Annotated in this window: 26 protein-coding genes and 1 pseudogene; 18 read left to right on the forward strand and 9 right to left on the reverse strand. The window is 39.0% G+C overall.

What is annotated here, in order from left to right:
* The first annotated feature begins 158 nt into the window (after window positions 1–158).
* Entirely contained in the window at window positions 159–1,565 is a 1,407-nt protein-coding gene (locus G4P69_RS12505; RefSeq protein ID WP_208343619.1) for a carotenoid oxygenase family protein, read from the forward strand.
* Window positions 1,566–1,666: 101 nt separating this feature from the next.
* The gene (gene rbsK, locus G4P69_RS12510; protein WP_208343621.1) at window positions 1,667–2,602 is read left to right on the forward strand and encodes a ribokinase; all 936 of its coding nucleotides are present in this window, start codon (window positions 1,667–1,669) and stop codon (window positions 2,600–2,602) included.
* Window positions 2,603–2,634: 32 nt separating this feature from the next.
* Here the strand turns inward: rbsK and G4P69_RS12515 are convergent, their stop codons facing one another.
* Together G4P69_RS12515 and G4P69_RS12520 are read right to left on the reverse strand one after the other, a co-directional pair.
* On the reverse strand, window positions 2,635–3,072 hold the full coding sequence (locus tag G4P69_RS12515) for a type II toxin-antitoxin system VapC family toxin (protein ID WP_208343623.1): 438 nt from the start codon (window positions 3,070–3,072) through the stop codon (window positions 2,635–2,637).
* Window positions 3,069–3,428 (reverse strand): type II toxin-antitoxin system HicB family antitoxin, encoded by a 360-nt coding sequence (locus G4P69_RS12520; protein ID WP_208343625.1) that lies wholly within the window; start codon window positions 3,426–3,428, stop codon window positions 3,069–3,071. Before G4P69_RS12520 ends, G4P69_RS12515 begins: the two co-directional genes overlap by 4 nt.
* 196 nt (window positions 3,429–3,624) lie before the next feature.
* Between G4P69_RS12520 and G4P69_RS12525 the strand changes: the two are divergent.
* From G4P69_RS12525 to G4P69_RS40230, 3 genes and pseudogenes are all read left to right on the forward strand, one after another.
* Window positions 3,625–4,876 (forward strand): annotated as a pseudogene (locus tag G4P69_RS12525) (ISL3 family transposase).
* Window positions 4,877–4,911: 35 nt separating this feature from the next.
* A complete protein-coding gene (locus G4P69_RS39925; RefSeq protein WP_279605267.1) occupies window positions 4,912–5,145 on the forward strand; it encodes a four helix bundle protein in 234 nt (77 codons plus the stop codon).
* A 16-nt stretch (window positions 5,146–5,161) separates the two neighbouring features.
* On the forward strand, window positions 5,162–5,272 hold the full coding sequence (locus G4P69_RS40230; RefSeq protein WP_313890545.1) for a four helix bundle protein: 111 nt from the start codon (window positions 5,162–5,164) through the stop codon (window positions 5,270–5,272).
* A gap of 175 nt (window positions 5,273–5,447) precedes the next feature.
* On the opposite strand, the gene G4P69_RS39170 is transcribed toward G4P69_RS40230, so the two are convergent.
* The gene (locus G4P69_RS39170; protein ID WP_243902777.1) at window positions 5,448–7,001 is read right to left on the reverse strand and encodes an RNA-guided endonuclease InsQ/TnpB family protein; all 1,554 of its coding nucleotides are present in this window, start codon (window positions 6,999–7,001) and stop codon (window positions 5,448–5,450) included.
* 72 nt (window positions 7,002–7,073) lie between these two features.
* On the opposite strand from G4P69_RS39170, the gene tnpA reads away from it, so the two are divergent.
* Entirely contained in the window at window positions 7,074–7,517 is a 444-nt protein-coding gene (gene tnpA, locus G4P69_RS12545; protein ID WP_208346102.1) for an IS200/IS605 family transposase, read from the forward strand.
* A gap of 248 nt (window positions 7,518–7,765) precedes the next feature.
* Here the strand turns inward: tnpA and G4P69_RS39935 are convergent, their stop codons facing one another.
* Together G4P69_RS39935 and G4P69_RS12555 are read right to left on the reverse strand one after the other, a co-directional pair.
* On the reverse strand, window positions 7,766–7,897 hold the full coding sequence (locus G4P69_RS39935; RefSeq protein WP_279605316.1) for a hypothetical protein: 132 nt from the start codon (window positions 7,895–7,897) through the stop codon (window positions 7,766–7,768).
* 91 nt (window positions 7,898–7,988) lie between these two features.
* Window positions 7,989–8,420 (reverse strand): nucleoside deaminase, encoded by a 432-nt coding sequence (locus G4P69_RS12555; RefSeq protein WP_208344041.1) that lies wholly within the window; start codon window positions 8,418–8,420, stop codon window positions 7,989–7,991.
* Window positions 8,421–8,436: 16 nt separating this feature from the next.
* Between G4P69_RS12555 and G4P69_RS12560 the strand changes: the two genes are divergently transcribed.
* On the forward strand, window positions 8,437–9,360 hold the full coding sequence (locus G4P69_RS12560; RefSeq protein ID WP_208344040.1) for a nucleoside hydrolase: 924 nt from the start codon (window positions 8,437–8,439) through the stop codon (window positions 9,358–9,360).
* A 242-nt stretch (window positions 9,361–9,602) separates the two neighbouring features.
* On the opposite strand, the gene G4P69_RS12565 is transcribed toward G4P69_RS12560, so the two are convergent.
* Window positions 9,603–9,881: a gas vesicle protein GvpG gene (locus G4P69_RS12565; RefSeq protein ID WP_208344039.1), complete on the reverse strand. Its 279-nt coding sequence runs from the start codon at window positions 9,879–9,881 to the stop codon at window positions 9,603–9,605.
* Window positions 9,882–10,438: 557 nt separating this feature from the next.
* On the opposite strand from G4P69_RS12565, the gene G4P69_RS12570 reads away from it, so the two are divergent.
* Together G4P69_RS12570 and G4P69_RS12575 are read left to right on the forward strand one after the other, a co-directional pair.
* Window positions 10,439–10,957: a hypothetical protein gene (locus tag G4P69_RS12570; protein WP_208344038.1), complete on the forward strand. Its 519-nt coding sequence runs from the start codon at window positions 10,439–10,441 to the stop codon at window positions 10,955–10,957.
* Window positions 10,954–11,313: an STAS domain-containing protein gene (locus G4P69_RS12575; RefSeq protein ID WP_243902556.1), complete on the forward strand. Its 360-nt coding sequence runs from the start codon at window positions 10,954–10,956 to the stop codon at window positions 11,311–11,313. Before G4P69_RS12570 ends, G4P69_RS12575 begins: the two co-directional genes overlap by 4 nt.
* Before the next feature lie 142 nt (window positions 11,314–11,455).
* Here G4P69_RS12575 and G4P69_RS12580 read toward each other — a convergent pair whose 3' ends face one another.
* Entirely contained in the window at window positions 11,456–12,004 is a 549-nt protein-coding gene (locus tag G4P69_RS12580; RefSeq protein ID WP_208344037.1) for an NUDIX hydrolase, read from the reverse strand.
* A gap of 67 nt (window positions 12,005–12,071) precedes the next feature.
* Between G4P69_RS12580 and G4P69_RS12585 the strand changes: the two genes are divergently transcribed.
* The 9 genes from G4P69_RS12585 to G4P69_RS12620 all read left to right on the forward strand — a co-directional run bounded on the left by G4P69_RS12585 (window position 12,072) and on the right by G4P69_RS12620 (window position 22,166).
* Window positions 12,072–13,124, forward strand: coding sequence for a dipeptide epimerase (locus G4P69_RS12585; RefSeq protein ID WP_208344036.1), 1,053 nt, complete (start codon window positions 12,072–12,074; stop codon window positions 13,122–13,124).
* Window positions 13,108–14,151 (forward strand): DUF1611 domain-containing protein, encoded by a 1,044-nt coding sequence (locus G4P69_RS12590; protein WP_208344035.1) that lies wholly within the window; start codon window positions 13,108–13,110, stop codon window positions 14,149–14,151. The genes G4P69_RS12585 and G4P69_RS12590 overlap by 17 nt, the downstream gene beginning before the upstream one ends.
* Window positions 14,152–14,644: 493 nt before the next feature.
* Window positions 14,645–15,451, forward strand: a complete 807-nt coding sequence (locus G4P69_RS12595; protein WP_208344034.1) for a COP23 domain-containing protein — start codon at window positions 14,645–14,647, stop codon at window positions 15,449–15,451.
* Between the two features lie 453 nt (window positions 15,452–15,904).
* The gene (locus tag G4P69_RS12600; protein ID WP_208344033.1) at window positions 15,905–18,916 is read left to right on the forward strand and encodes a peptidase domain-containing ABC transporter; all 3,012 of its coding nucleotides are present in this window, start codon (window positions 15,905–15,907) and stop codon (window positions 18,914–18,916) included.
* 38 nt (window positions 18,917–18,954) lie between these two features.
* A complete protein-coding gene (locus tag G4P69_RS12605) occupies window positions 18,955–20,523 on the forward strand; it encodes an HlyD family efflux transporter periplasmic adaptor subunit (protein ID WP_208344032.1) in 1,569 nt (522 codons plus the stop codon).
* Window positions 20,524–20,922: 399 nt separating this feature from the next.
* Window positions 20,923–21,168: a hypothetical protein gene (locus G4P69_RS12610; protein WP_208344031.1), complete on the forward strand. Its 246-nt coding sequence runs from the start codon at window positions 20,923–20,925 to the stop codon at window positions 21,166–21,168.
* Between the two features lie 161 nt (window positions 21,169–21,329).
* Window positions 21,330–21,551 (forward strand): UPF0175 family protein, encoded by a 222-nt coding sequence (locus G4P69_RS12615; protein ID WP_208344030.1) that lies wholly within the window; start codon window positions 21,330–21,332, stop codon window positions 21,549–21,551.
* Window positions 21,548–21,670: a hypothetical protein gene (locus tag G4P69_RS39940; RefSeq protein WP_279605312.1), complete on the forward strand. Its 123-nt coding sequence runs from the start codon at window positions 21,548–21,550 to the stop codon at window positions 21,668–21,670. The genes G4P69_RS12615 and G4P69_RS39940 overlap by 4 nt, the downstream gene beginning before the upstream one ends.
* A 79-nt stretch (window positions 21,671–21,749) precedes the next feature.
* Window positions 21,750–22,166 (forward strand): hypothetical protein, encoded by a 417-nt coding sequence (locus G4P69_RS12620; RefSeq protein WP_208344029.1) that lies wholly within the window; start codon window positions 21,750–21,752, stop codon window positions 22,164–22,166.
* Between the two features lie 206 nt (window positions 22,167–22,372).
* On the opposite strand, the gene G4P69_RS12625 is transcribed toward G4P69_RS12620, so the two are convergent.
* The gene (locus G4P69_RS12625) at window positions 22,373–22,891 is read right to left on the reverse strand and encodes a helix-turn-helix domain-containing protein (protein WP_208344028.1); all 519 of its coding nucleotides are present in this window, start codon (window positions 22,889–22,891) and stop codon (window positions 22,373–22,375) included.
* 374 nt (window positions 22,892–23,265) lie between these two features.
* On the reverse strand, window positions 23,266–24,816 hold the full coding sequence (locus tag G4P69_RS12630; protein ID WP_208344027.1) for a glycoside hydrolase: 1,551 nt from the start codon (window positions 24,814–24,816) through the stop codon (window positions 23,266–23,268).
* Window positions 24,817–24,968 lie beyond the last annotated feature (152 nt).

The raw sequence follows: 24,968 nt of genomic DNA on the forward strand, positions 1-24,968 counted from the left end.
GAAATCAGTCAGAAGAGCAATGTTGTAAAATTGATCAAGTAGTCTATATCCGGTGTTGCCAACTATAATAAGGACGAAGTGTTTACCTATCCCCATATAGATTAAATCAACGTTCGTTGGGAATATAGTGATACTTACTTTGGCTGTAAATACATATAATGGAAACAACAGTAGCAAATAATCCTTATCTTAATGGCAACTTTGCCCCAGTAAGCAAAGAAATTACTACCGATAACCTAAAAGTTATAGGTGAATTACCTCCAGATTTATCTGGAATGTTTGTGCGCAATGGACCAAACCCTCAATGGACACCCATTGGGATGTATCATTGGTTTGATGGTGATGGAATGCTGCACGGGGTGCGAATTAGCAACGGTGTTGCAACTTATCGCAATCGCTATGTACGAACAAGAGGATGGGAAATAGAGAATCAAGCAGGTAAGGCTGTTTGGAGTGGATTTTTAGAACCCCCACAGCAGGATAATCCTTACGGTCCTGGAAAAAATACTGCTAACACAGCTATTGTATGGCATGCTGGTCAATTATTGGCATTATGGGAAGGAGGCGCGCCTCATTCCATCGAGGTTCCTGATTTAAATACTATTGGTGAGTATACTTACAACAACAAACTTGCTTCTGCTTTCACTGCTCATCCTAAAGTAGATCCAGTTACAGGCGAGATGATGTTCTTTGGTTATTCCTTCTCCCCACCGTACTTGCAGTATAGTTTGGTTTCCCCAACGGGTGAATTATTACGGACAGTACCAATTGATTTACCTATGGGGGTGATGATGCACGATTTTGCCATCACGGAAAATTATACCATTTTTATGGATTTGCCTTTTACTTTCAGTCCAGAACGAATGCAGAGGGGAGAACCAGCCACGATGTTTGAGCGCGATCGCCCCAGTCGCTTCGGTATTCTCCCACGTTTTGGCGACAACAGCAATATTCGCTGGTTTGAAAGTCCTTCTTGTTATGTCTTTCATACCCTTAACGCCTATCAGGAAAAAGACGAGATAGTATTAATTGGCTGTCGCATGAGTTCTACGACTGTCTTAATACCTCAAGATTCCCAACCCGATCCAGATGCTGATATACCTCGCCTTTATCAATGGCGGTTTAACCTCAGTACGGGAGAGGTTCTTGAGAAGATGTTAGATGATGTGCCTTGCGAATTTCCACGTGTAAATGAAAACTTTTTGGGACGAAAGACACGATATGGTTACACAGGTAGGATGAAGAAGGGTTCCTTGCCTCTATTTGATGGTTTAATTAAGTACGACCTCGAAAGTGGTAAATCAGAAACTCATGAATTTGGGCAGGGGCGATATGGTGGAGAAGCCGTGTTTGTTCCTAATGCTTCCGGTAAGGGAGATGAAGATGAAGGTTGGTTGATCAGCTTTGTTTACGATACGAACAATGAGAATTCTGAGCTAGTGGTTGTTAATGCTCAGGATATGGCAGCGCAGCCTGTGGCGCGGGTGTTAATTCCCCAAAGAGTGCCTTACGGGTTTCACGGTGCTTGGGTTTCTGAAGCACAGTTGAACGATTCTAACGGATAAATTTCTATATAAAACGCGGGCAAGATGCCCGCACTACAATAATTTTAAGTTTTTGTCTTATATAAGATAGCTCCACCTCAGCTGAAATACCAAAAGCCTATATGTCTATTATTGTCTTCGGCAGTATTAATATGGATTTGGTAGCAAAAGTACCCCGGTTACCAGTTCTGGGAGAAACGCTACTTGGATATGATTTTATTACTGTACCAGGTGGTAAAGGAGCCAATCAAGCAGTAGCACTAGCGCAACTTGGAATTTCTACTCGGATGGTGGGGCGTGTTGGTGGTGATAGCTTTGGCACAGTACTTCTCGATAATTTAAAAGCTACTGGTGTACAAACTGATAATATTTTTATAGATAAAACAGTTAGTTCTGGGATTGCCACCATTACGGTAGATGACGCAGGTAACAATCAAATTATCGTCATTCCTGGTGCAAACGGGCGCGTAAATCAAGAAGATATAGAACGGTTATTACCTCTATTACCAACAGCTACAACATTGCTATTACAATTTGAAATCCCTATGTTTAGCATTGTTGCAGCCGCTCAAGCAGCGAGACAAGCAGGAGTCACTGTTATTGTTGATCCAGCGCCAGCACAAATAAATATTCCTGCTGAACTTTATCCATTGATAGATATCATCACGCCAAATGAAGTGGAAGCATCGCAATTGGTAGGTTTTGCTGTTAATGGAGAGTCGGAAGGGTTCAAAGCAGCAGCAGTGTTACTTGAAAGAGGTGTGAGGTGTGCGATCGTTAAGTTGGGTGCGAAGGGTGTTGTTTGTGTAAATGCAAATGAAAGCTTTTTTATCCCAGCTTTTCCAGTTCATGCAGTTGATACGGTGGCGGCTGGAGATGCATTTAATGGCGGTTTAGCAGCAGCACTTTTTGAAGGACTTTCTTTACGAGAGGCGGTTGTTTGGGGTGCAGCAGCAGGCGCGATCGCCGCAACTAAACTAGGTGCGCAATCTTCCCTTCCAAATAGAGAGACGTTTGATGCTTTTCTCAAAGAAAGGGGTGTTGGGAATTGCTATTAATCCAGTCTCAGCGGAAGCCAAGACTGGATAGCTCATGATATTGTCCAATCTTCTATTTTTAAATTAGGAACTTTGGCAAAGTCTTTGGTATTGCGTGTAACTAAAATGCCATCTACGGATAGCGTTATTGCTGCAATACGTAAATCTCTCGTACCTATACGAATTCTCTGGCGAACTAATTCTTGATAACAGTTATAGGCAGATTGGTCAAAGTCAAGTAATTTGATCTGGTTGAGGTATTCTACTCCATCTCTTAATCCTTTGTAAGCCAGTATCAGTTTTTTAGATTGCGAAGGTTGATCGTTATACTTATTAATAACATTCAGCCATCCTTTCATTTGTTCTTCCAATGTTACAATTGTTATGGCTGTACTAGTAAAATTAATTTGATTGATGCGCTGCTTAACAGTTGGATGTTCTCTTTGAAAGAGTGATAAATGATCCGTATCCAGCACCCAAACAACAGTCACTTTACCCCGTCCTGTGAATCCATTTGTCTATAATATTCGTCGATTTCTGCGTCCAGTTTACAACGTTCTGTTTCTATATCAGCCAATACCTCATCAAAAAGTGGATTATCCTTATACATACCAGCTATCTTCGTCCAAGGATTATTTGCTTGGGGAGAATTTATTTCTAAAGTAACTATTTTTGAATTTTGTAACCGTTTTTGCAAAACCTCTTGTAAGTTCTCCAAAGCTTCTTTTTCAGTATTACCTAAACTTTTGCAATCGGATAAGCCTAGCGCTAATGCACTAAACCTACCATCTGGTTCATGTTCAATCAGCACATTATAAGTAAGATTTGAAGGACTAACACTGATCATACTTGTTTATTTTATATGTATATATTTTCATTCTACTGTATATTCTAATTTTAACATTATTGGCTCTCCAGTACTTGTTATGCTAAAATAACAAGTACTGAAGAGGGAACTCTTAACAGGGAACAGGGAACAGTGAAGAAAGGAACAAAGTTTTCTGTTGGCCTTACCTGATAATATTTTTGAAAGTATGACAGTCATGATAGGGAAAAAAAGTATCAAAGCGTTGACAGAAATTCTGGATATAGAAGGGGTAAAAGTCATATCGCATCGGCTCCATGCTGGAATTGGACTCTTACTACAGACTGAATCAACTTCATCATGTAGTATTTGCCCACGTTGTGGAACTAAAAGTCATAGATTACATCAAAATCATCGATATATAGTCAAAGACTTGCCTTTTGGAGAAAAACCAGTCTTTTTAGAAATAAATAGAAGACAATTTAAATGTGATATATGTAAAAAACCTTTTAGTGAGGAACTAAATTTTGTAAGTTGGAAAAGAACTTATACAAAAAGATTAGCCAAAAAAATAATACAAGACGTTTTAGAAAACGATATACACAGTATCGCATCTAAAGGAATTGTGACGACAGAAGAAATAGAAAGAATGTTAAAAGATGCCTCTAATGAACTATATGCATCAAAACCTTTAGGGTTAAAAAGACTTGGGATTGACGAAATAGCTCTGATTAAAGGTCATGGAAATTACTGTACAGTTTTCATAGATTTGGATACCTCTAAACTGATTGCAATGAGCTATGGACGGACGCAAGAAGTTGTGAAAAAAACTTTACTTGAGTGGGGGAATGAGATTTTAGGTAAAATAGAAGAAGTGAGTATAGACTTATGGCAAGGATACAGAAGCTTAGTGAAAGAATTAATGCCTCACGCGCAACTAGTGGCAGATAGATTTCACGTGATGAAACAGATAAACAAGGAGCTAGATACACAAAGAAAGAGAGAAAAATCCCAGATAGAAGAAGTCATTAAAAAAGCTAAATTGCCCCAAGATAAAGCAGATGGAGAAAACTATTTACAAGGAATCACTAAAAGTAAATATGTTTTACTTAAGAACGAAGATGATTTAAATGAAATTCAAAGATATAAATTAATTCAAGTCAAACTAGTTTCTCATAATCTGAATATAATGCATGAATTAAAAGAGGAGATTAGACAGATTTTTGAGAAGACCAATCATTGGTATGATGGCTTATTTAAACTAGGAACATGGTTATTAAAAGCGAAAAAACATTACCTGGTGGAGCTACAACACAATACGTCGTTGGTTGGATGAGATTGTTGCTTACTTTGATAATAAGACGACAAATGGAGTTGTTGAAGGCATTAATAACAAACTTAAGCTAATTAAGCGGAGCGCTTATGGATTCAAAAATTTTGATAACTTTCGAGTTCGATGCTTATTAGCTTGGCAGTTCAATAATTATTAAAAATTAATTAGTTTTCAGATGTTCAAGGATTTTAAATGTCAGAAATTCATGATTTTAAAGACTTAAAAATTTGGCAAAAAGGTATGGATATAGCCGAAAAGTGCTATTTTTTAACTAAAGTCTTTCCCAAAGACGAGTTATATGGCATGATACAACAAATTAGAAAATCAGCAGTTTCTATTCCAGCTAACATAGCCGAGGGATACGGAAGAAGATCGACAGCTGAGTACATCAGATTTCTGGTGGATTGCTCAAGGTTCGGTCAATGAGTTAGAAACACACGTTATTCTATCTCAGCGCGTAGGACTGTCTAAACAAGAAGATATAGAACCGATTCTTTCTTTACTGCGAGAAGAAAGCCGAATGATTATTGCTCTTATTAAGAAGCTAGAGTAATGCTTTCTTTTCCCTTTTTCCCTTTTTCCTTTCTTCACTGTTCCCCGTTCCCTGTTAAGAGTTCCCTCTTCAGTACTTGTTATTTTAGCATAACAAGTACTGAAGAGCCACATTATTTATTGATATACATTTTTGCTCACTACATTTAACAGACATCATCACTGTTCTCAGTGAACTACCCACACTGCTGCAAGCAGTCAGTGTGGGCTTCTGACACCCTGGAGAGGGCTATCAGAACTTCCTTAGAGGTACTAGCTGTCGCAGTAGAAGTAATAACTACTTTCCCTTTCCGGCATTTTATTGTGGGGAACAGTCCCAGCCCCACACGCTTTATATTGATGGATGCATTCACATCACGGTCAACATAAAGCAATTGTTGATGGTCAAAGTAACTCCTGATTGCGCAATCGGTGAATACCAATTCATCCCGATATGCCAGTAACTGTGAAGTGTAAGCAGGATTTACCTTTACTACAGCTGCTCCAGCTTTCGAGGCTATGTAGTCCAGGGTAGTAAAGAATTGACCGAAGCCAGCATCCAACCAAGACTTGTTTAAGCCCGATTTGGCGCTTTGCCCATTCGGAAGAAACTTTCCTTGCTCGTCTTTTTTTGTTTTGTTGCGCTTAGTAAGTCCTTGCAAGTTTAAATCTTCATGAAAGAAAACTTTCTTGCCAGTACGCACCAGTTTATGAGCGGTTTTGTAAGCATGATCTTTACGGGAACGGGCAATACGTTGATGTTCCCGCGCTTCTCGTTTTGCTAATTTTCGGCGACTGGCGCTACCCTTTTTCTTGGTGGCTTTGCGTTTAGAAACCTTGGCGAGTCTTGCTTGAGATTTACGGAATGATTTGAGCGAGGGTAGCTTTTCTCCCTCTGAAGTTGCTAGATAATCATCCTCATGTAACACTGCGTCCATCCCCAAAGAATTATCCCAGGTGGGGGTAATGTCGTCAGGAGCCAGTGCGGTGGACGGAGAGAAGTTGCAAGGAGGAGCCAGTGCTGCAGCCGGGTTTACCGGCGTAGGCAACTGGCGTTGGTCTCCCTCCGGGCAAACTTCGGGGTTTCCCGGCATAAAGCATCTGGCGTGGTTGAACACTGGTACTGTTGGATCTTCGAGGGTAATGGTGCAGTACCAACCATCTGCTTTAGAGGTTAACAATACACTTTTGAGGGTGAAGCCATCCGCTAAAGGTCGATGTAATCTTACTTTCAACCATCCAGGTAGTTTTGAAATTGATAAAAACAACCAATCTTTTTCTACTCGTTCAATGGTTACAGCTTGCCCTTCAAATCTCATTGTCCTGAAACTGGCAGCATTCTTAAATCTGGGCTTACCGCTTTTCTTAGCGTTGCTATCGCCCTTAACAAATCTGTTAAAAGCTAGTTCAACGCGCTTTGAGACATCTTGCAATGTTTGGGATGGTACAGATTTAAAGTCCAATAGTTCACCAGAATGACCAACTTTGATAAAGTCCTCTTTCAGATCTGGCAACAGCTTCTTTTGACTGTAAAAATTTGGTTTATCCCTAAGTTCTTTAGGCGGCAAGGAACAAGAAATATAGCAAAACTCACCTTGTGGGAATAACGTATAATCTCTGTTTTTCTCCCACCATTCAAATCTGTCTCGTAGCTGCCAGTTGTACCAATACCTAGAGGTTCTTAGCCAGCTATTCAATTTCAGCTTTTGTTGAGTTTCTGGATAAGCCCTGTATTGGTGATTTAGCAGCAATCTAATAACCTCCTTTGATTTAGTGTTGTTATAATTGACTACAGTTAGTATATCATAATTGCCGAAAAGTTTGTGAAAAATGATTTTGTTTCAAAAGGCAGGTCGATCAGTGACCTTAAAGTCCACCTAGTTCTGACTACAAAATATCGCCGCAAAGCTTTAACCGATAACATGCTGAAGCGTTTGCATACTATGCTTGAGGACTTATTGATTAAATGGGATTGCAAGTTAATTGAGTTTAACGGCGAGGAAGATCATGTGCATGTACTCTTTCAATACCATCCAGACCTACAATTAAGTACATTAATTGGCAATATTAAATCAGCTACTTCCCGTAGAATTAGGCAAGAATTCACTGAACACTTAAGCCAATTCTATTCAAAAGATGTTTTTTGGAATGGTTCTTATTTTGTGGCAAGCTGCGGTGGCGTAACCATTACAACTTTGCGGCGGTACATTGAAAGCCAAGACCAACCACAGTTTGGGGATTCGTCAGACACCCCGCTCCCTGGTTGAGCGTTGCTCAACTCTGGTCGGGGGTGCATTCCTCATCCCCTCGCCATTCATCCCACGCTTCCCTTCGGGTAAGACTTGGGGCTTCTGGCTGGCTAGCTAAAAGGATTGTGGCGTTAGCAAAGCTCACCGAAGGTATCGCTTCGCAGTGGTATTTCTAAGCTATAATTTTCTTCAGTACAGAACTGCTGAAGTTCTTTAAAAACTTGAGATAGAGAGGGTTTTACCTCTTTTTGCCGCCAGTTTAAAAATTACTGAAAAAGCTCAGGATCAAGAATTGCAGCCACTAATTCCTCTTTTGTGTAGATGAGCTGAGGTTCAAGGCTTGTTGCATTAATTATTGATGGTAGCTGTTTTTGGGCTTCTTCAAGTGTCCACTTCATTTTAAAAATCTCCAAGGGGTGGAAGAATCTAATATAGAGCCTTTCCCCAAGTTAACTTATTTATCAGCACATCGCAGTTTGAGCAAGTCAATCATTCCCCGATATCCTCGTTCCACAATTCAGGGTTGCTCTGGATAAACTCACTCATCAAGTGTTCGCATTCGTCAAGCTCTAAATCAACGACTTCCACTCCATGAGATATCATAAACTCTCTAGCACCAGGAAAAGTTCTTGATTCTCCGGCAATGACTTTTTTTATACCAAATTGTACAATTGCTCCAGCACACAAATAGCATGGCATTAACGTTGAATAGAGCGTTGTACCCTTATAGCTGCCAATTCTACCAGCGTTGCGTAGGCAATCAATTTCGGCGTGGGTGACAGGATCTCCGTCTTGGACACGCTTATTGTGTCCTCTACCGATAATTTTGCCATCCTTTACAAGAACAGAACCAATCGGAATTCCGCCTTCAAGTTTTCCTTGTTTTGCTTGTGCGATCGCAGCTTCCATAAATTCGTCCACAGTTCAACTCTCCTATATGAAAAAACAACTTGTATTAATGGATCACGACGGCGGTGTAGATGACTACTTAGCAACTATGCTACTGCTGACAATGGATCATATTCAACTTCTTGGTGTCGTAGTCACTCCAGCTGATTGCTACGCTCAACCGGCTGTAAATGCTACACGTAAAATTCTAGACTTAATGGGGAGTTTTCATATCCCAGTAGCAGAAAGCACCGTGCGCGGTATCAACCCATTTCCCCGCCTTTACCGTCGCGATTCATTTATCGTAGATCATCTACCTATTCTTAATCAACGTGAAACCATTCGCACACCTTTAATTGCAGAACCTGGTCAAGATTTTATGATCCAGGTCTTGCGTGAGGCAACAGAACCAGTCACACTAATGGTAACTGGGCCATTGACAACAGTTGCAACAGCATTAGACAAAGCACCGGATATAGAAGCAAAAATTCAAAAGATTGTTTGGATGGGAGGTGCGCTGAATGTCTCGGGGAACGTGGAAAAAAGTTTAGAAGCAGGGCAAGACGGTTCCGCAGAATGGAACGTTTATTGGGATCCAATTTCTGCTGCGCGGGTATGGGAAACCCAGATTGAAATTATTATATGTCCTCTAGATCTGACTAACACTGTACCTGTTACATCAGAAATAGTGTACAAAATGGGGCGACAGCGCCACTATCCTGTATCTGATTTAGCAGGACAATGTTATGCATTAGTGATTCCTCAAGATTATTATTTTTGGGATGTTTTAGCAACAGCTTATCTTGGTCATCCAGAATTTTATCAATTACGGGAATGGGAAACAGAGATTGTCCCCACTGGTATTAGCCAAGGACGTACTAAGATAGTTTCTGGAGGTCGCAAAATTAAAGCTATGGCAACGGTAGATAAAGAGCGTTTCTACTCTTATATTTTGCAGCAATGGGCGCGGTAAATTTTCAACCTTTTTAACAAGAAATAAGTGGTTATCGGTGCATCTCAACAATTCAAAATTCAAAATTCAAAATTAAGAATAAAAAAAATTGAATTAATTAATTTCGGGTACAGGCTCCTACTGAATTTAAAAAATCAGTGGTGCTTCTAGGTGATGGGTTTCAAGACTCCACTGATTGTAATTTTGAATTAATAATTTTGAATTTTGAATTGTTTTGACCACGAAATCATCGAAAATAATTTTCAGACTAAAGCTAAGTCGTTCTGTTCTATAAATTCTTTGTTTAAAGATTTTTGTTCCTCTAAAGTTTGAATTTCTAGGAGCAATTCTTCTTCTTCAATTTCAAATTCCTCTTCAGAAATCTCTCCCATGTCAAATCTCAATTGTAGAGATAATAACTGTTTATGTAAATTTTCTTCATCATCAATTTCAGTGTTAACGCGCTCTTGAATTTGTTCTCCAATCCATAAAAGTCCGCTCACTGGTCCAGTAATTGGAAGTAGTAAAGCTTTAAAAAACATAATTTCCTCTTTATAATAAAATTATGAAAATGATCGAAAAAGAAATTTCAATCACCAGATTTCAATGTTTAGGCTGAATTCCTATACAACACTAGTATAGTCTACAGGTCAGTCGAACTCTAAGTTTTTTGTAGAAAAAATTAATAGAATAATACATTCAAGAAAAAATAAGGAAAATTATCATGATCTCGTTATTTATACTGTACTTTAACATGTCTTTAAAGAAGAATCGTCAGTAAAATAACTACAAATTATGAGATCATATGACTTAAGTTCGATATAAACACAATTTAAGCACTGTTAAATTTACAGATGACAAACTTTAGACAACTGAATACACTAAATAAAAACTGAATACACTAAATAAAAATATATGGTTTGAGCAGGTCTATATTTGCTATTGATATTTTATGGCAATTTTTCTAGAATGCTGCTACGCCTGAGTGCTAGAAAATCCTGGTAGAATACTAGCTCTCAAAGATCATAAACCCTCTTTTGGGAAAGGGCTTACCAATTCTCTATGCCATCCTACTGTTAGTATTAGGAGAAACATGCTCATGAAACTACTAAATCCGCTTCTTGTTGGTTATATTGATGGAAAACCTATTTACCAAGGTGATAAGAGTACACTATGTTGTTTATTAACAGATGGTGAACGTATGAAAAATACGATAAAAATGGGGGAAGTTCTAATTCGAGGATTTTGTAATTATTTTGGCAAAGATTTAACATTATGTTTTAAGTTATTTGATTGTAGTACTTTCAAAATTTCTCTTGAGAATCTTTATGATCAAATTATGACAGAATCAGAAATAAAATCAGAATCAGTTACTAGGTTTGCAATTTTACGTAATGACTATAAGAATATAAGCGACGAAGAATGGACGGAATATTTAAATTTGATCAATAATTGTATTGAAGAAATATTTAAATGTAATACAAGAGCAAGACAAAACTTAAAGTTAGAAGTGATATCCAACCTGGAAAAGGTCTATTCTTTTAATTACATCGATACTTCCCAGGTTTCTTATCAATCAATTACCAATGATTCATATTTAATTAATTCAAATTCATGATTTCTCCTATAAAAATAATTGAATTATCTGGATTTTTCAATGCTAATAAAGGTGATGAACTAACTGTTGAAATCAAGGATATTGCTGATACAAAAAAAATTGAAATTCTCTTACTAGATATGAAGAATGTCAACTTCATTGATAGTTCTGGATTAGGTGCTTTAGCAAAGGTAAAGAAAATCATTAATCAAACTAACACTAAGCTATTCCTTTGCTCTTTAAACGATCAAGTCAGGATCCTATTTGAAATGACTCACATGGATTCAATTATTAAAATATTAAAAGATAGAGAAGAATTCGAGCAAGAAATACTAGTACACCACGGCGTAAATAAACCAACCATTTCAAACAGCTAGAAGCCTTGATTTATATCAGTTTTGACTTTCGCGTAAAGCCCTGCGGGCATAGCTGCGCGTCGCACGTAGTGTCTCCGCTCTGCAGTATTTATTCTTCTGACTCCTGAATTCTGACTCTTGAATTCTGTTTGATAAACGCACCCTACTCCAAAAGAGCTAAACCCATACAAAGGGCTGCAATAGTTCCTGCTACGCAAATTTCTCCTTGTAAGATTTTCTCTTTGACTAATGTTTGTGGAATAAGAATAATTTCGATTTCTTCTGTAAGATCTAGCTTTTGTTCTCCTACTTTCATCACATCTTTTGCTAAAAATAAATGTATTTTATTTGTGTCTTTACTAGGTTTATCGTATAAAGTTGCTATTTTAGTTATATTTTGGGCGGTATAACCAGTTTCTTCTTCTAGTTCTCTTCTTGCTGCAACTTCTGGGCTTTCTACTGCTGGTTCAAAACTACCTGCTGGGAGTTCTGTAAAAAATTCACCTACGGCGTGTCTGTATTGGCGAACAAAAATAATTTCCTTATTGGTTGTGATAGGTAAAATTACAGCAACTTCTGGTTTAATATTGACGAAATAATCATCTATAATCTTACCGTTGGGTAATTGTATAACATCTTGCCTGACTTTGCACCAGTGATGGTCTAATACCATTTCTGACCGCAAAATCTCCCATTTCTGTAGGTTTGTCATAAATTAGGACAAATCGTTTTATTTTGAAAAAGCTAGTAGCAATTATACTGCTATATTAAGCATTATTATGCAAATTGAAGTAGAAGTTTTTACTGTAAATAAGCGGTTTCCTTTGACAATTAGTCGGGGGACAACAGCTAAAACGACCAATGTTTGGGTGAGAATGGTTGACGATGGAATTGAAGGTTGGGGGGAAGCATCGCCTTTTAATGCTGATAGTCATCCGCAATCGACTGAAATGATCAAAGTTGCTTTACAGCAAATATCAGATTCTTTGAAAGCATTTAACCCGTTGCAACGCTCATCAGTTGAGTTAGTGCTAAATAAAGCAGGCATTCCTTCGTCTGCAAAGGCTGCATTAGATATGGCTATGCACGATTGGTTAGGAAAAAAGGTGGGTTTACCTCTTTGGCAGACGTGGGGACTTGAGCCCAATTCGATTGTACCAACTTCAGTGACTATTGGGATTAATTCGCCAGAAGGGGCAAGGATTAGGGTGCGTGACTGGCTAGGATTTACAGATGTACGTGTTTTAAAGGTAAAGTTAGGTAGTCCTGATGGAATTGCAGCAGATCAAAAAATGATTATGGCTGTGCGAGAAGAAGCACCTACGCCAGAGTTGTATGTGGATGCAAATGGAGGGTGGAGTTTGGCAGATGCAGAACTAATGTGTACTTGGTTGGCAGATTTAGGTGTAAAATATGTAGAACAGCCACTGTCACGAGGACAGGAGAATAATTTAAGAGAACTGAAAAAGCGATCGCCTCTACCAATATTTGTTGATGAAAGTTGCTTCACTAGCGGTGATATTCCTAAATTGGCAAGTTGTGTGGATGGGATTAATATCAAACTGATGAAATCTGGGGGTTTAACTGAGGCAATGCGGATGATACACACGGCGCGATCGCATGGCTTACAAGTGATGTTGGGTTGCTATTCTGACAGTACACTAGCCAATACGGCTGCTATACAGCTCGCTCCCTTAGCTGACTATATAGACTTAGACAGTCACCTCAATTTAATTGATGATCCCTTCACAGGTGCATTGTTGCAAGAAGGGAAAGTATTGCCAAATAATTTACCAGGTTTGGGGGTTGAACGTCGTGCGTCTTCCACTTAATCAACGAGTTGCCGTTTTACTGCATGACGAAATTCGCGGTACTCATGGCAAAACAGGCTTATCAATTTTACGCTACAGTGAAGCCCCTATTGTAGCAGTGATTGACCGCATGTGCGCAGGGCAATCTTTACAAGAACTAACGGGGATAAAACGTGATGTGCCAATAGTGCGATCGCTCTCTGCTGCATTAGAGTATCAACCCCAAGTTTTGGTGATTGGGGTTGCTCCTAGAGGAGGCATTCTACCAGAAGATTATTGGCATGAAATCAAAGACGCCTTAGCGGCTGGGTTGTCAGTTGTGAATGGTTTGCACAAACCATTAGCAAATATTCCTGAGTTAAAAACACTTCTAAAACCAGGACAATTGATTTGGGATGTGCGTAAAGAACCACCTAACTTAGAAATAGCTAGTGGTATGGCGCGTAGTCTATCGTGTCGGCGGGTATTAACCGTAGGTACAGACATGGCTATTGGCAAAATGTCAACTAGTCTAGAATTACATTGGGCATCGCGACGACGAGGCTGGAGTTCTAAGTTTCTTGCTACAGGTCAAACTGGTTTAATGTTAGAAGGTGACGGGATCGCCTTGGATGCTGTACGCGTGGATTTTGCTGCGGGTGCTGTAGAACAGATGGTGATGCGCTATGGCAAAAACTACGACATTCTCCATATCGAAGGACAAGGTTCTCTGCTACACCCTGGTTCAACAGCAACACTACCTTTGATACGTGGTTCTCAACCAACCCACCTGATACTAGTACATCGTGCTGGACAAACTCAAGTGGTTAATAATATACCAATTCCACCTTTACCAGAAGTGGTAAGGCTCTATGAAACTGTCGCTAGTGTGGCTGGTGCTTTTGCACCTGTACGTGTTGTGGGTATTGCGCTTAACACACACCATTTGGATGAAGCTGCAGCTATTGATGCGATCGCTCAAACTGAGTCTGAAACAGGACTACCTTGTACAGATGTGGTTCGCTATGATGCTGGTAAGTTGTTAGATGCAGTGTTGCAGTCAAATTGATAGCGGTGTAAAGACTAAGCTGTTGCGCGTTTAATTTATATGTTGAGACGCGGGCTGTCCAGCCCGCATTACAATAATTTTACGTTTTCGTCTTATAGAATTTAATTAGTCATGGTGCAAGTACCCAATATTCGGGGTAATTCTTCCTTTGTTATCTGGTCTTGAATTGTCGCCTTGTAACTCGCTTTTCTTGAAACTATGTTAACGCGAATGCGTGCTAAGGGATAAGGGCTTGATCAGAAACATGTCAATCTCAGGCTTTAACTTAGCTAAAAGTAAAGTTTGCTCAATGTAAGAAGTGCACATTGTTGGAGAAACATCATGTCTAATCAAGACATCAGAGGTGTTTGGATTACTAATCGTCCCTATAGTCAAGTGCAGCCATTACAATTGGTATAGTGGAAAGTGCGATCAGAAGCTGAATCAAAAAACAAAATTTTCCGTCACTGGAATTATCCACTCCTTAAGTTAATAATAAGTGTGAGGATGATTTATGTTATCACAGACTTTTAAATTTCTGTTTTTGGGCAGTCTTGGTTTATCCTTATTCATAGGAAATTCGGCAGCATTTGCACAAGCACGTCGTTCATCTGGTGATGTTGTTGTACCAACAGAATCAGGCTCAGTGAATGAATCGTCAACAAGAACCACAACAACAAATAGGACAATACGCAAGTCAACAGATGTAACTAGTGCTACTCGGTTTAGCTGTCAATACTATAATGGTCAGTATACCGTGATGTACCAACCTCAAAGTCGATCTGGTCAATACTTTCCTTGGGCAATTCCTAGAACTTTGGGCGGCGGCTGGGGTATACAAAAACGCTGTGAAACTATTGCTCAACGTTTAGAATCGTATCGTCGAGATGGTTTGGTAGAACTTCAGACAGGTACAGAAAACGGAATGAACACTCTGTGCGTAACAACCGAGGCTGAGAAATCCTGTCGAATTGTACTTACAGTACCACCAGAAAAAGATCCTTACACTGTACGTAATAGTGTCTTCCAAAATCTAACGACTGCTGATAGTGGACAGCAAACTATTGGTGTTAATACTTTTGCTGGTAGTGGTAGTGGCGGTCTAGACCAACTATACAACGCAGGACGCTCAATTTTTAACGGTGGCAAAGAATCTGTTCCTTCATCTTCATTATCATCTTCTTCTGACCCCATTAATCTTAAACCTTTCCTTGATCGCGCTGATGGCGGTACAGGAACCAAGCTCAATAATGGAGTGGCGCTTCAACGTTCATCTCAACCACAAACTGGTAATGGCTTAGATATCCGCAAAATTCGATAAACTACTGCACCTCGTCTATGGACGGGGTTTTTCATTCCCCGTCAGCTTTACACTACTTGATTGAGAACTCTTAATAGGAAAAACTGTTAAGAGTTCCTTGTTATGTGTTATATAAGTTGTTGTAGTAGCGAAGCAATAATATTGCATTTATCAAAGTTTTCAGTTTCTCTTCAGGATGCTTCGCTTGCCAGGGTTTAGCATGAAACACTCGAAAGGACTGAGAAAAACTTAAGTCCTCAGAGAGTAGTATTATACTAGTACAGCACGGTGTAAATAAACCAACCATTTCAAACAGCCAAAAAGCTTGATTTATAACACTTTTGATTTTTGACTTTTGACTTTTGACTTCCGCGCAGCGGTACTAGGGTTGCAAAAAAATATCTACCGGAAATTTGAGATTACAGCATTGGTAATTGGGTGGATTCTACGCGAAATCTTAAACATAAAAGTGAGATGACTTATAATAACAACGATGTTCAAGAATTTCTCCGCAGCCTTGAGGGTTTTAACCAGTTACCAACTGAGGTGATCGCCAAGATATCATCAGCTTTTCAAGTGTGGCGCTACCGCATTGGGCAAAAGATTATAGGTAAAGAAAATATACCAGACCAAGTGGCAATTATCTACGAAGGAAGAGCCCGATTATTAGGATACGATTTTCGTACGCAAACGCCAACTACCTTAGAATTGCTGGAAAAAAAAGCAATTATTGGTGAACTTAGCTTATTAAGAGAGTTAGCTTGTGAAACTGCGATCGCTTCAACCGAAGTCACATGTTTAACAATTAATGCGGCTGAGTATCTTCGCTTATTTGACACGTACCCAAGTTTTGCTAAAGTGCGCAAAAACCAGTGTCATGTGCTAGAGGTCTTTGATATATTAGGCTTACAGCTAGATAAAGTGGCTTATGGTGGAGCAGATCTTAAAGAATTTGCTCAAAATGCTTTACTCTCGGCTCAGGTACATTATCTATCACCGGGAAAAACACCCTTCACTCAACTCAATCATGAAAAGGTGTGGTTTGTCAGTGGTGGTGGAACAGTGACAAACTTCTCTGTGGGATATCCTATAGAATTGAGGGATGTGCAATATGAGATCGAGGTTAAGGACAAGCCTGTACGTTTAATCGGTTTGCGTCCGTCGGATTTGAGATTGCTAGATCGTCATAAAATTCAAGTTGAGATCAAGGATACGACATCTGGCAATATTACTAACAATGTAGAAATTCCTTACGCACCACAGCAAGAACAGCTAATATTAGAACCACATACCACGAATAATAGGCCAAAATCTAGCAAATATCCGGTTTTTAATGGTAAGGGACAACTAAATTCAGCGATCGCGTGTTTCCAAATGATAGCCAAATATTTGGAAATGCCTTTGCGTCGGGAGGTTGTTCGCCGCGTTTTAACTGATCAAATAAAACGCCAAGGTGTTATATCGTTTCAGCTTTGTGCTTACTTAGCAGAGTTACTGGGATTAAAAGGGCAGCTTGTTGATGTACCGGTTTCAGGAGTAACGCGAATTCCCACACCAGCATTGATTCGGTATGGTGATGATTATGCTGTTTTGTATGAAGCAAGCGATCGCGCTATAGTTTTGGGTATACCATCCAAAGGCATCGAGCAATATAAACCTGCTGAATTCATTGACAAGTTAGAAATGGATACGCAGGAAACTAATTATCCTCCGCAAATTAGAGTATTACTCATTTCTGCCACGAGCGCCACACCAAGACAACGCTTTGGGATACAGTGGTTTCTACCGTATTTGACAAAGTATCGGCGAGTCTTGATAGAAGTTTTCATTGCTTCATTTTTTGTGCAGCTAGCAGCGTTAGCTAATCCACTGGTGATACAACTTATTATTGATAAAGTTATCACACAGAATAGTATTGGTACGCTGCATGTTTTAGGTATTTTACTACTCGTGGTTGGGTTATTTGAAGCAGTGCTGGGGACATTGCGGACTTACTTATTTGTCGATACCACAAACCGAATAGATATGGGTTTGGGATCGGAAATTATTGACCACTTGTTACGCTTACCACTACGATATTTTGAAAGACGACCAGTAGGAGAATTATCAACTCGGATCAACGAATTAGAAAATATTCGCTCGTTTTTGACTGGAACTGCTTTAACTGTAGGGTTAGATGCTGTATTTTCAGTGCTTTATGTTATCGTGATGTTGTTTTACAGTTGGCAACTCACACTGGTTGGTTTGGGAACAATTCCAGTTTTTATACTCATCACTTTAGTTGCCTCTCCAACAGTGAGTAGACAGTTACGTAAAAAAGCAGAACGCAATGCTGAAACTCAATCTTATTTGGTTGAGGTTATGTCAGGAATTCAAACGGTGAAAGCGCAGAATATCGAGTTGCGATCGCGTTTTTCTTGGCAAGATCGTTATGCTCGTTATGTAGGGGCTGGTTTTACAACTGTAGTGACTTCTACCCTGGCAAATTCTACCAGCAACTTTCTCAATAAACTCAGTAGCTTACTAGTTTTGTGGGTAGGAGCATATCTAGTTCTTCAAGGACAATTAACATTAGGTGAATTAATCGCTTTTAGAATTATATCAGGTTATGTAACTAGCCCCGTCTTACGCCTAGCTCAACTCTGGCAAAGTTTTCAAGAGACAGCGTTATCTTTAGAACGCTTAGCTGATATTGTCGATACGCCACAAGAAGCCGAAAAAGATCGCGACAATATTCCTTTACCGGCAATTTTGGGATCAGTTAAATACGACAATATTTCCTTCAGGTTTGCAAATAATGGTCCTTTACAACTGTGCAATATCAATCTAGATTTTCCTGCGAATACATTTGTCGGAATTGTGGGACAAAGTGGTTCAGGAAAAAGTACAATGATGAAACTGTTAATTAGGCTTTATGAACCAGAGTCAGGCAGAATTTTAGTCGATGGTTACGATATTGCTAAAGTGGAACTTTATTCTTTACGGAGACAAATTGGTGTAGTTCCTCAAGACACATTGTTGTTTGATGGAACAGTTCAGGAAAATATCGCTCTGACTAATCCTGATGCAACAACAGAAGAAGTTATTGAAGCTGCTCGTATCGCAGTCGCTCATGAATTTATTATGAACCTACCAAACGGTTATAATACGCGGGTGGGGGAAAGAGGTGCATCACTTTCTGGTGGACAAAGACAAAGAATTGCCATAGCTCGTTCTGTTTTACAACGGCCAAAATTATTGGTGTTAGATGAAGCAACTAGCGCTTTAGATTATCCAACAGAGCGACAAGTTTGTCAAAATTTGGCGCAGGCTTTTAAAGATAGTACACTATTTTTTATTACACATCGTCTTAATACAGTCAGAAATGCTGATACTATCGTCGTTATGGAGGGGGGTAAAGTTATTGAAAAAGGAAACCATGAGGAATTAATAGCTTTGCACGGTTATTATCACTACTTATATAATCAACAACAAGTAAAATTATAAAATGCCCCTTGCCCCTTGCCCCTTGCCCAACAATCATTATGACTCAATTAAACGGAAATCACTGGAACGGTCATTACGATAAATTTAAGCTAGATTCATTGTTGCTTACAGATGAATCAAAAACGCCTAAAGTGTCTGTACATGAATTCGATGATCAAATATCTGAGCAATCAGTTATACTCCGTCAATCTCCAGTACTGTCACGCACGATCATGATGACATTGGTTGGGTTAGCAACTTTTGGGGTTGGATGGGCATACTTTGCTAAAATTGAGCAAGTTATTCCAGCAACAGGTCAGTTAAAGCCACAAGGAGCAGTTAAAGAAATTCAAGCTCCCGTTGCTGGAGTGGTTAAATCGGTTTATGTTAAAGATGGACAGCATGTAAAACCTGGGGAGTTGTTGCTAGTCTTTGATTCTACTGCGACTAAAGCTGAATTAGATTCTTTAAATAAGATTCGCAATTCTTTAATTAAAGAAATAGATGTTTATCGTAATTTAACAAAATCAGCTTCTACTGAAACCATTGAAATAGAACTTTTGCGAGGTAATCTCTCAAGAGAAGCTGCTTTTATCCTCAAAAGCCGAGCAGCATTAGTTGCAGAAAATGAGCTATTGCGAACTGAATTAAAAAATTCTACCGCAGGTGGAAATTCTTTGGGAGTTGATGAGCAAGAACGTCTAAAAATTGCGAAGAAAGAGCAAGATTCACGCGTTGCTACAGTGCAGTTGCAAATTGAGCAATCTAAGAAAAAGCTAACTCAAAATCAAGTTCATCTCAGTGCAATCAGAGCAACTTTAGTGATAGAGAAGCAAGTTTTAAACAAGCTTAGAACTCTAGCAGAACAAGGTGGAATTTCACAACTTCAGTATATTCAACAACAAAAACAGGTGCAAGACACCATAGCAGAAATCAGTAGATCATGGGAAGAACAAAAACGTTTGAAGTATGAGATTCAACAAGGAGAACAGCAATTAAAGAATTCAATTGCTACTGCGAATAAGATTACATCTGAGAAAATAGCTGATAACAAAAAACGGATCGCTGAAATAGATAGTCAATTAACTAAAAATCTTTTAGAAAACGAAAAGAAATTGGCTGAGACTAATAGTAAAATTTCGCAAGCACAATTAAACTTTAAGTATCAAGTAGTTCGTGCACCGGTGGAAGGTATAGTTTTCGATTTACAAGCTAAAAATCCTGGTTTTGTAGCAAACGCAAGCCAGAAAATATTACAAATTGTACCTAATGAAAATTTAGTTGCTGAAGCTGAAATTACGAATAAAGATATTGGCTTTGTGAAGGAAGGGATGAAGGTTGATGTAAGGGTTGACTCGTTTCCTTACAGCGAATTTGGTGATGTCAAAGGAGAATTAATTTTGGTGGGTTCCGATGCATTACCGCCAGATCAAACTCACCAGTATTATCGGTTTCCTGCAAAAATCAGATTGGATAAACAATCTCTGTTGATTGGGGGTAGGAATATATCTTTACAACCAGGGATGTCTATCACTGCTAACATTAAAGTGCGAGAGGAACGGACGGTAATGAGTTTGTTTACTGAGTTGTTTACTAAGCAAGTTGATAGTCTCAAACAAGTGCGGTAATACAAATTTCAAAACAGAATGCTACAGATCACTCTGTAGGGGTGTACGACCATATCGCGCTAAAGATAAAAGTCTTCACCATCGTATCAGGTGGAAAGTCGCCATAGTGAGAACTAGCGCCGCATGCTACATATTATCTCACTGTCAAGTCAGAATCGGGCTACGAAGATTTATTATCATGTACTATGGATTATAAGTCAATACGGTTCAGTTAAGGTTAGTGGTAGGTTGGGTTGAACGAAGTGATACCCAACAAAATCCTAAAAATGTTGGGTTTCGTCCCTCAACCCAACCTACGGAATTTTAGGATTTAGGCTTTAACTGAACCGTATTGGATTATAAGTCGGCTCAAGGAGCGATATCTCCGTTTGGATTTGTAGTAAAACAGGTGAAACCAATATGAGTGTAGCAGAACAAGAATTACTAGAAAAGTGGCGTGAACTTCCACTAGATAAACAACAACAAGTTTTAGAATTTGTAGAATTTATTCATTTCAAACACTCTGCAAATAAAATTCAATTGGGGGAACGTTTGCAGCAAATACGTGAAAAGATTGTTGCTTCTGGTAAACCTTTATTAGATGAAGAAGAAATAGCAAAAGAACTTGCTAGTCGTAGAGGTGGGTTAGAGGCTAGAGAAGAATGAAAATAGTTTCACACCTGTAGGGGCGAACGCCGTTCGCCCTTACAATGGGCAGGAACACCTTCATTTGTGGAACAATCCTTCATGGAGACGCTATTAATTCCTACCTCACAACTGATGATTTAACATATACTCAATTATAGATTATTCTGTGTTTTAAATCTATGAAAATTACTGTAGAATTACCTGATATTCCTGATGTAGATCGACGTTATATTAATGAAGCAATTGTGGCAATTCTTTATACTCAAGGGAAGCTTTCTCAATCTCAAGCTTGTCAGGTATTAAACCTTAATCGTCGTGCTTTTGAGGAAATGTTACCAAACTATGGTTTTTCTATTTTAGTTGATAGTACAGATAATATTAATAATGAACTAAGTGCATGAATGATTTGCTTTCTGTTGTCAGTGATACGGGTCCATCGCTCCTCCAGAGCGATCGCATTACCTTTTTACACAGTCACTGCAAGAGTTTGGAAGAACACGCGATCGCACTAAGTCAATAAATCAAGGTAATGAGTTTCTAATTGAAAGGAATGGCAAAATAGTATCATATGGTGAAAATTAAGCCTTTGGGTAGAGATTATGCATAACTTAGAAACTGGAAATATTGATAACAACCCTAACACTGCGAAAAATTATATTATTAGAGTACTAAATCAATTATTGATTGATTATAAAAATACACGAGAAGAACGACGAAAGCTTATGCATTGGGAAGAATTAAAAGATTTCTCAATTTTAGGTGAAATAGAAATTTTTACAACTGATATCCGGGGTTATGCATCTCAAATCACAACCAATAATTTTTTAGAAAATCCTCAAAAAACTGTTGAAAAATTGAAGCGAATACAAATCTTTTCTAACTCGAACTTTGAAGAATGGTACTTTTCTTCAGAAAATGAATATCCACAGCTAAAAAATTATATTGAAAAAATTAACTATCTGCGTTTACTTCTTATTGAGTACATAAGTCAGTATAACTTAATTACGGCTGCATAAAAAAGTGCAGCTATAATTTCTTAAGTTAATGTATCAGGGAGTCTTTAGTAATTTATTGTGGCTTCTTTTTGCAAAAAAAAACGATTTTGTAATGAATAAAGAATCAGCAGTAAGCGATCGCGCAAGCGATCGCTCACTACTGCATTACAAACAGTAGATCGATAAATTTAACTAGAGATACTTTTTAATGGTTGCAGTTTTTAGTGCTAAACGAGTTTACAACGTTGAGCCTCTCTCCAAGCGTGGGGGGTAGTGCTATGGTAATTGCGAAACTGACAGTAAAAATGATTGATATTTTGATAGCCCACTTGTAAAGCAATCCGATTAACAGAGTCTTTAGTTGACAACAGTAACTTGCAAGCTTGAGCTATTCGACGCTCAATAATCCAATCATTGACTGTTTTTCCCGTAAGACGTCGTACTAAGTCTGTTAAGTAAGCTGAGGAATAACCGACTGCTTGAGCTACTTCTTTTAGTCTAATATTTTGATGATAATTCGATTCAATGAACTCGAAAACCTGTTTTATTTTGGGAATAGACGGAAATGTGAACTCTTGAGTATCTGATTTTTTACTTTCCCCAGTAGTGGAAATTTTCTCCTGTCCTAGCTGAACACGAACAAGACCATTTTCTATGCTAATCACTTCAAAGCCTGAGTTTTCCAGGCATTCTATTAAGAAGTTTTTTCCTTTGTTTTCAGCATTAATTAATACAATATTAGCCATTTCTCTCCTACTATTTAAGTAAGTTGAATACTGATGATATTTCATCACTTGAAAGACCCTTTGTTTAGATTCATAGATTTAAGAAGAGCTTATTCATCAATAAAACCAATGTTCGTTAATACATAGGTGTCTTCAAAGCAAAAATAATAAGTTCTTCTACTTTTTACTCAGGGCTTTCCAAGCCTATTTATCTGGAAAAAAGCAATAATTTCTCAAAACTTTACATACGATATGAATAAGAGTAATTATTATTTTGATTTTGAATAAAGTTTAATTAATTGTTAATAAAATTGGGAAGTTACAAACAATAAGCAGCAAAAAAAAGCATCTAAAAAGGTACTTGACGCTCCTAATAAGTAAGTTGGCAAAAAAATTCAATGTATATGAAGAAATGTAAATTGATCGTAGGGGAGGCAGCGCTGCAGGAGGGGAGCCAGTGCTCGACTAGAGTTTCCCGGCATAAAGGAGCCAGTTCTGCAGGAGGGTTTACCGGCGTAGGAATCTGGCGTCACCTGGCGTTCTCCCTCCGTAGGCGACTGCCGTTGTGTTAGGCGAAGCCCCCTTCTATCTATATATTGTGACAGGGCTAAAGTCACTACTAACGTGCTGTCACGCGGCAGACATACTGGAAAGGAATTGTTCTCAACGGTCATAGACTTTGACTTGATCGCCCCGTTCACCATTGCTTCCGCTTTCAGGAAAGATATGTTGGCATTGTTGACATTCACGGTCACAGCACGCTCTTCAGCAGTTCCATTTGCGAATGCTATTATAAACCGATCATCTGTGGTAAAGGCAGCTGCATAGATTTCATTTTGAGCAAAGGGGGGTGATTTCAAGACAAAAGCACCAGGCGGAACAACGGTAGACAGCGTCTTCAGGGCGTAATAAACAGGGCGCTTTGTTGTGTCCAATTTTTCCATACCCCAAAATTGTTCTGGATTCCAGGATTGATCACAAGCTTGCCAAACGATTATGCCATTCGCGCCCATGTTGATGAAAGACAGTGCATTCTCGAAGACACGAACGCCGTAATACTGAGTGTTAGAAGCGAAATTGTCTGCATTACCTTTTTCATCAGCGTAGGTCTGATTATGGAAAGTGGTGCATTTTGTAGCGTACTCAGTCAGGAAGATTGGCTTTGAATGGCTTGGGTCTTTTGCTTTAACTGAATTCAGGAAACCTTGCCAGTTATCACGAACATACTGGGGGTTGTTTATGTCCCCTGAACTCTGCCCCCATTCATAGCCATGAATAGACCATGCGTCGATGGCTGTGATACCATCTGAAGAGAGCGCATCAACCCACTGATCAGAAGCACCCACATCGATGTGAGCCCTACCTGGACCAACAATCCGCGTGGCAGAACAGCCCCGTTCATCTAGAATGCGCCTTACGGACTCCACAATGCTATTGTAATCACTCGCCGCTACATAACCGTTCCAGTCTCCATCGGGTTCATTGAAAAGCTCGATATATTCCGGGGTCACGCCATTCTTCTTCATCCACACGACATGAGATCCCCAGTATTCCGCCAGTTCGTTCACATAGCTGTTGATAAATTTCTGATTCTCAAGCCACACTGGATCTATGCCAAACTGAACATAAATCGGAGTAATCCCCATAGAAGTCAGGGTATTGTGGAGGTTTTTCATCGTTTCTGTGTTGAACTGGCTCCAATAGGCGTCGTACTCTGCACGGGAGTTACGGGACTTTGACAACTTGACCTTTTTACCGTCTGGCTTCTTGTCCTCTATTGACATGCGAACCATTGACCAACCTTGATCTGTGGCTATTCTAACGGCTCTACTGTCGTCCATCCATATTTGCCCGCCGAAACCACTGATCATATGGGATTTGTTAAGCGGATCATAGGTTAGGATAAGGGTGTTTATCTCGTCCTTGCCAAATTGGATCTCTTCCATTTCACTCTTCCTAATGAACGCATCACCGATAAATATATTTAGGTGTCAGGGAAATTAACTTATGCAGTGTATGAAATACGACTCGTGCGGATTTATCCACCGTGGTAAAATAAAAATAGTGGTTAGGGTATTTAACCACTTTAAAATGTCAT

Source organism: Aetokthonos hydrillicola CCALA 1050, from assembly GCF_017591665.1.
GTDB classification, from domain to species: Bacteria; Cyanobacteriota; Cyanobacteriia; order Cyanobacteriales; family Nostocaceae; genus Aetokthonos; species Aetokthonos hydrillicola.

Bases quoted from the DNA above. Each gene is read 5' to 3' on its own strand.
- G4P69_RS12505 (WP_208343619.1), top strand. From the start codon at position 159: ATGGAAACAACAGTAGCAAATAATCCTTATCTTAATGGCAACTTTGCC.
- rbsK (WP_208343621.1), top strand. From the start codon at position 1,667: ATGTCTATTATTGTCTTCGGCAGTATTAATATGGATTTGGTAGCAAAA.
- G4P69_RS12520 (WP_208343625.1), bottom strand. From the start codon at position 3,428: ATGATCAGTGTTAGTCCTTCAAATCTTACTTATAATGTGCTGATTGAA.
- G4P69_RS39925 (WP_279605267.1), top strand. From the start codon at position 4,912: ATGTCAGAAATTCATGATTTTAAAGACTTAAAAATTTGGCAAAAAGGT.
- G4P69_RS39935 (WP_279605316.1), bottom strand. From the start codon at position 7,897: ATGAAGTGGACACTTGAAGAAGCCCAAAAACAGCTACCATCAATAATT.
- G4P69_RS12560 (WP_208344040.1), top strand. From the start codon at position 8,437: ATGAAAAAACAACTTGTATTAATGGATCACGACGGCGGTGTAGATGAC.
- G4P69_RS12565 (WP_208344039.1), bottom strand. From the start codon at position 9,881: ATGTTTTTTAAAGCTTTACTACTTCCAATTACTGGACCAGTGAGCGGA.
- G4P69_RS12570 (WP_208344038.1), top strand. From the start codon at position 10,439: ATGAAACTACTAAATCCGCTTCTTGTTGGTTATATTGATGGAAAACCT.
- G4P69_RS12575 (WP_243902556.1), top strand. From the start codon at position 10,954: ATGATTTCTCCTATAAAAATAATTGAATTATCTGGATTTTTCAATGCT.
- G4P69_RS12580 (WP_208344037.1), bottom strand. From the start codon at position 12,004: ATGACAAACCTACAGAAATGGGAGATTTTGCGGTCAGAAATGGTATTA.
- G4P69_RS12585 (WP_208344036.1), top strand. From the start codon at position 12,072: ATGCAAATTGAAGTAGAAGTTTTTACTGTAAATAAGCGGTTTCCTTTG.
- G4P69_RS12595 (WP_208344034.1), top strand. From the start codon at position 14,645: ATGTTATCACAGACTTTTAAATTTCTGTTTTTGGGCAGTCTTGGTTTA.
- G4P69_RS12600 (WP_208344033.1), top strand. From the start codon at position 15,905: ATGACTTATAATAACAACGATGTTCAAGAATTTCTCCGCAGCCTTGAG.
- G4P69_RS12605 (WP_208344032.1), top strand. From the start codon at position 18,955: ATGACTCAATTAAACGGAAATCACTGGAACGGTCATTACGATAAATTT.
- G4P69_RS12610 (WP_208344031.1), top strand. From the start codon at position 20,923: ATGAGTGTAGCAGAACAAGAATTACTAGAAAAGTGGCGTGAACTTCCA.
- G4P69_RS12615 (WP_208344030.1), top strand. From the start codon at position 21,330: ATGAAAATTACTGTAGAATTACCTGATATTCCTGATGTAGATCGACGT.
- G4P69_RS39940 (WP_279605312.1), top strand. From the start codon at position 21,548: ATGAATGATTTGCTTTCTGTTGTCAGTGATACGGGTCCATCGCTCCTC.
- G4P69_RS12620 (WP_208344029.1), top strand. From the start codon at position 21,750: ATGCATAACTTAGAAACTGGAAATATTGATAACAACCCTAACACTGCG.
- G4P69_RS12625 (WP_208344028.1), bottom strand. From the start codon at position 22,891: ATGGCTAATATTGTATTAATTAATGCTGAAAACAAAGGAAAAAACTTC.
- G4P69_RS12630 (WP_208344027.1), bottom strand. From the start codon at position 24,816: ATGGAAGAGATCCAATTTGGCAAGGACGAGATAAACACCCTTATCCTA.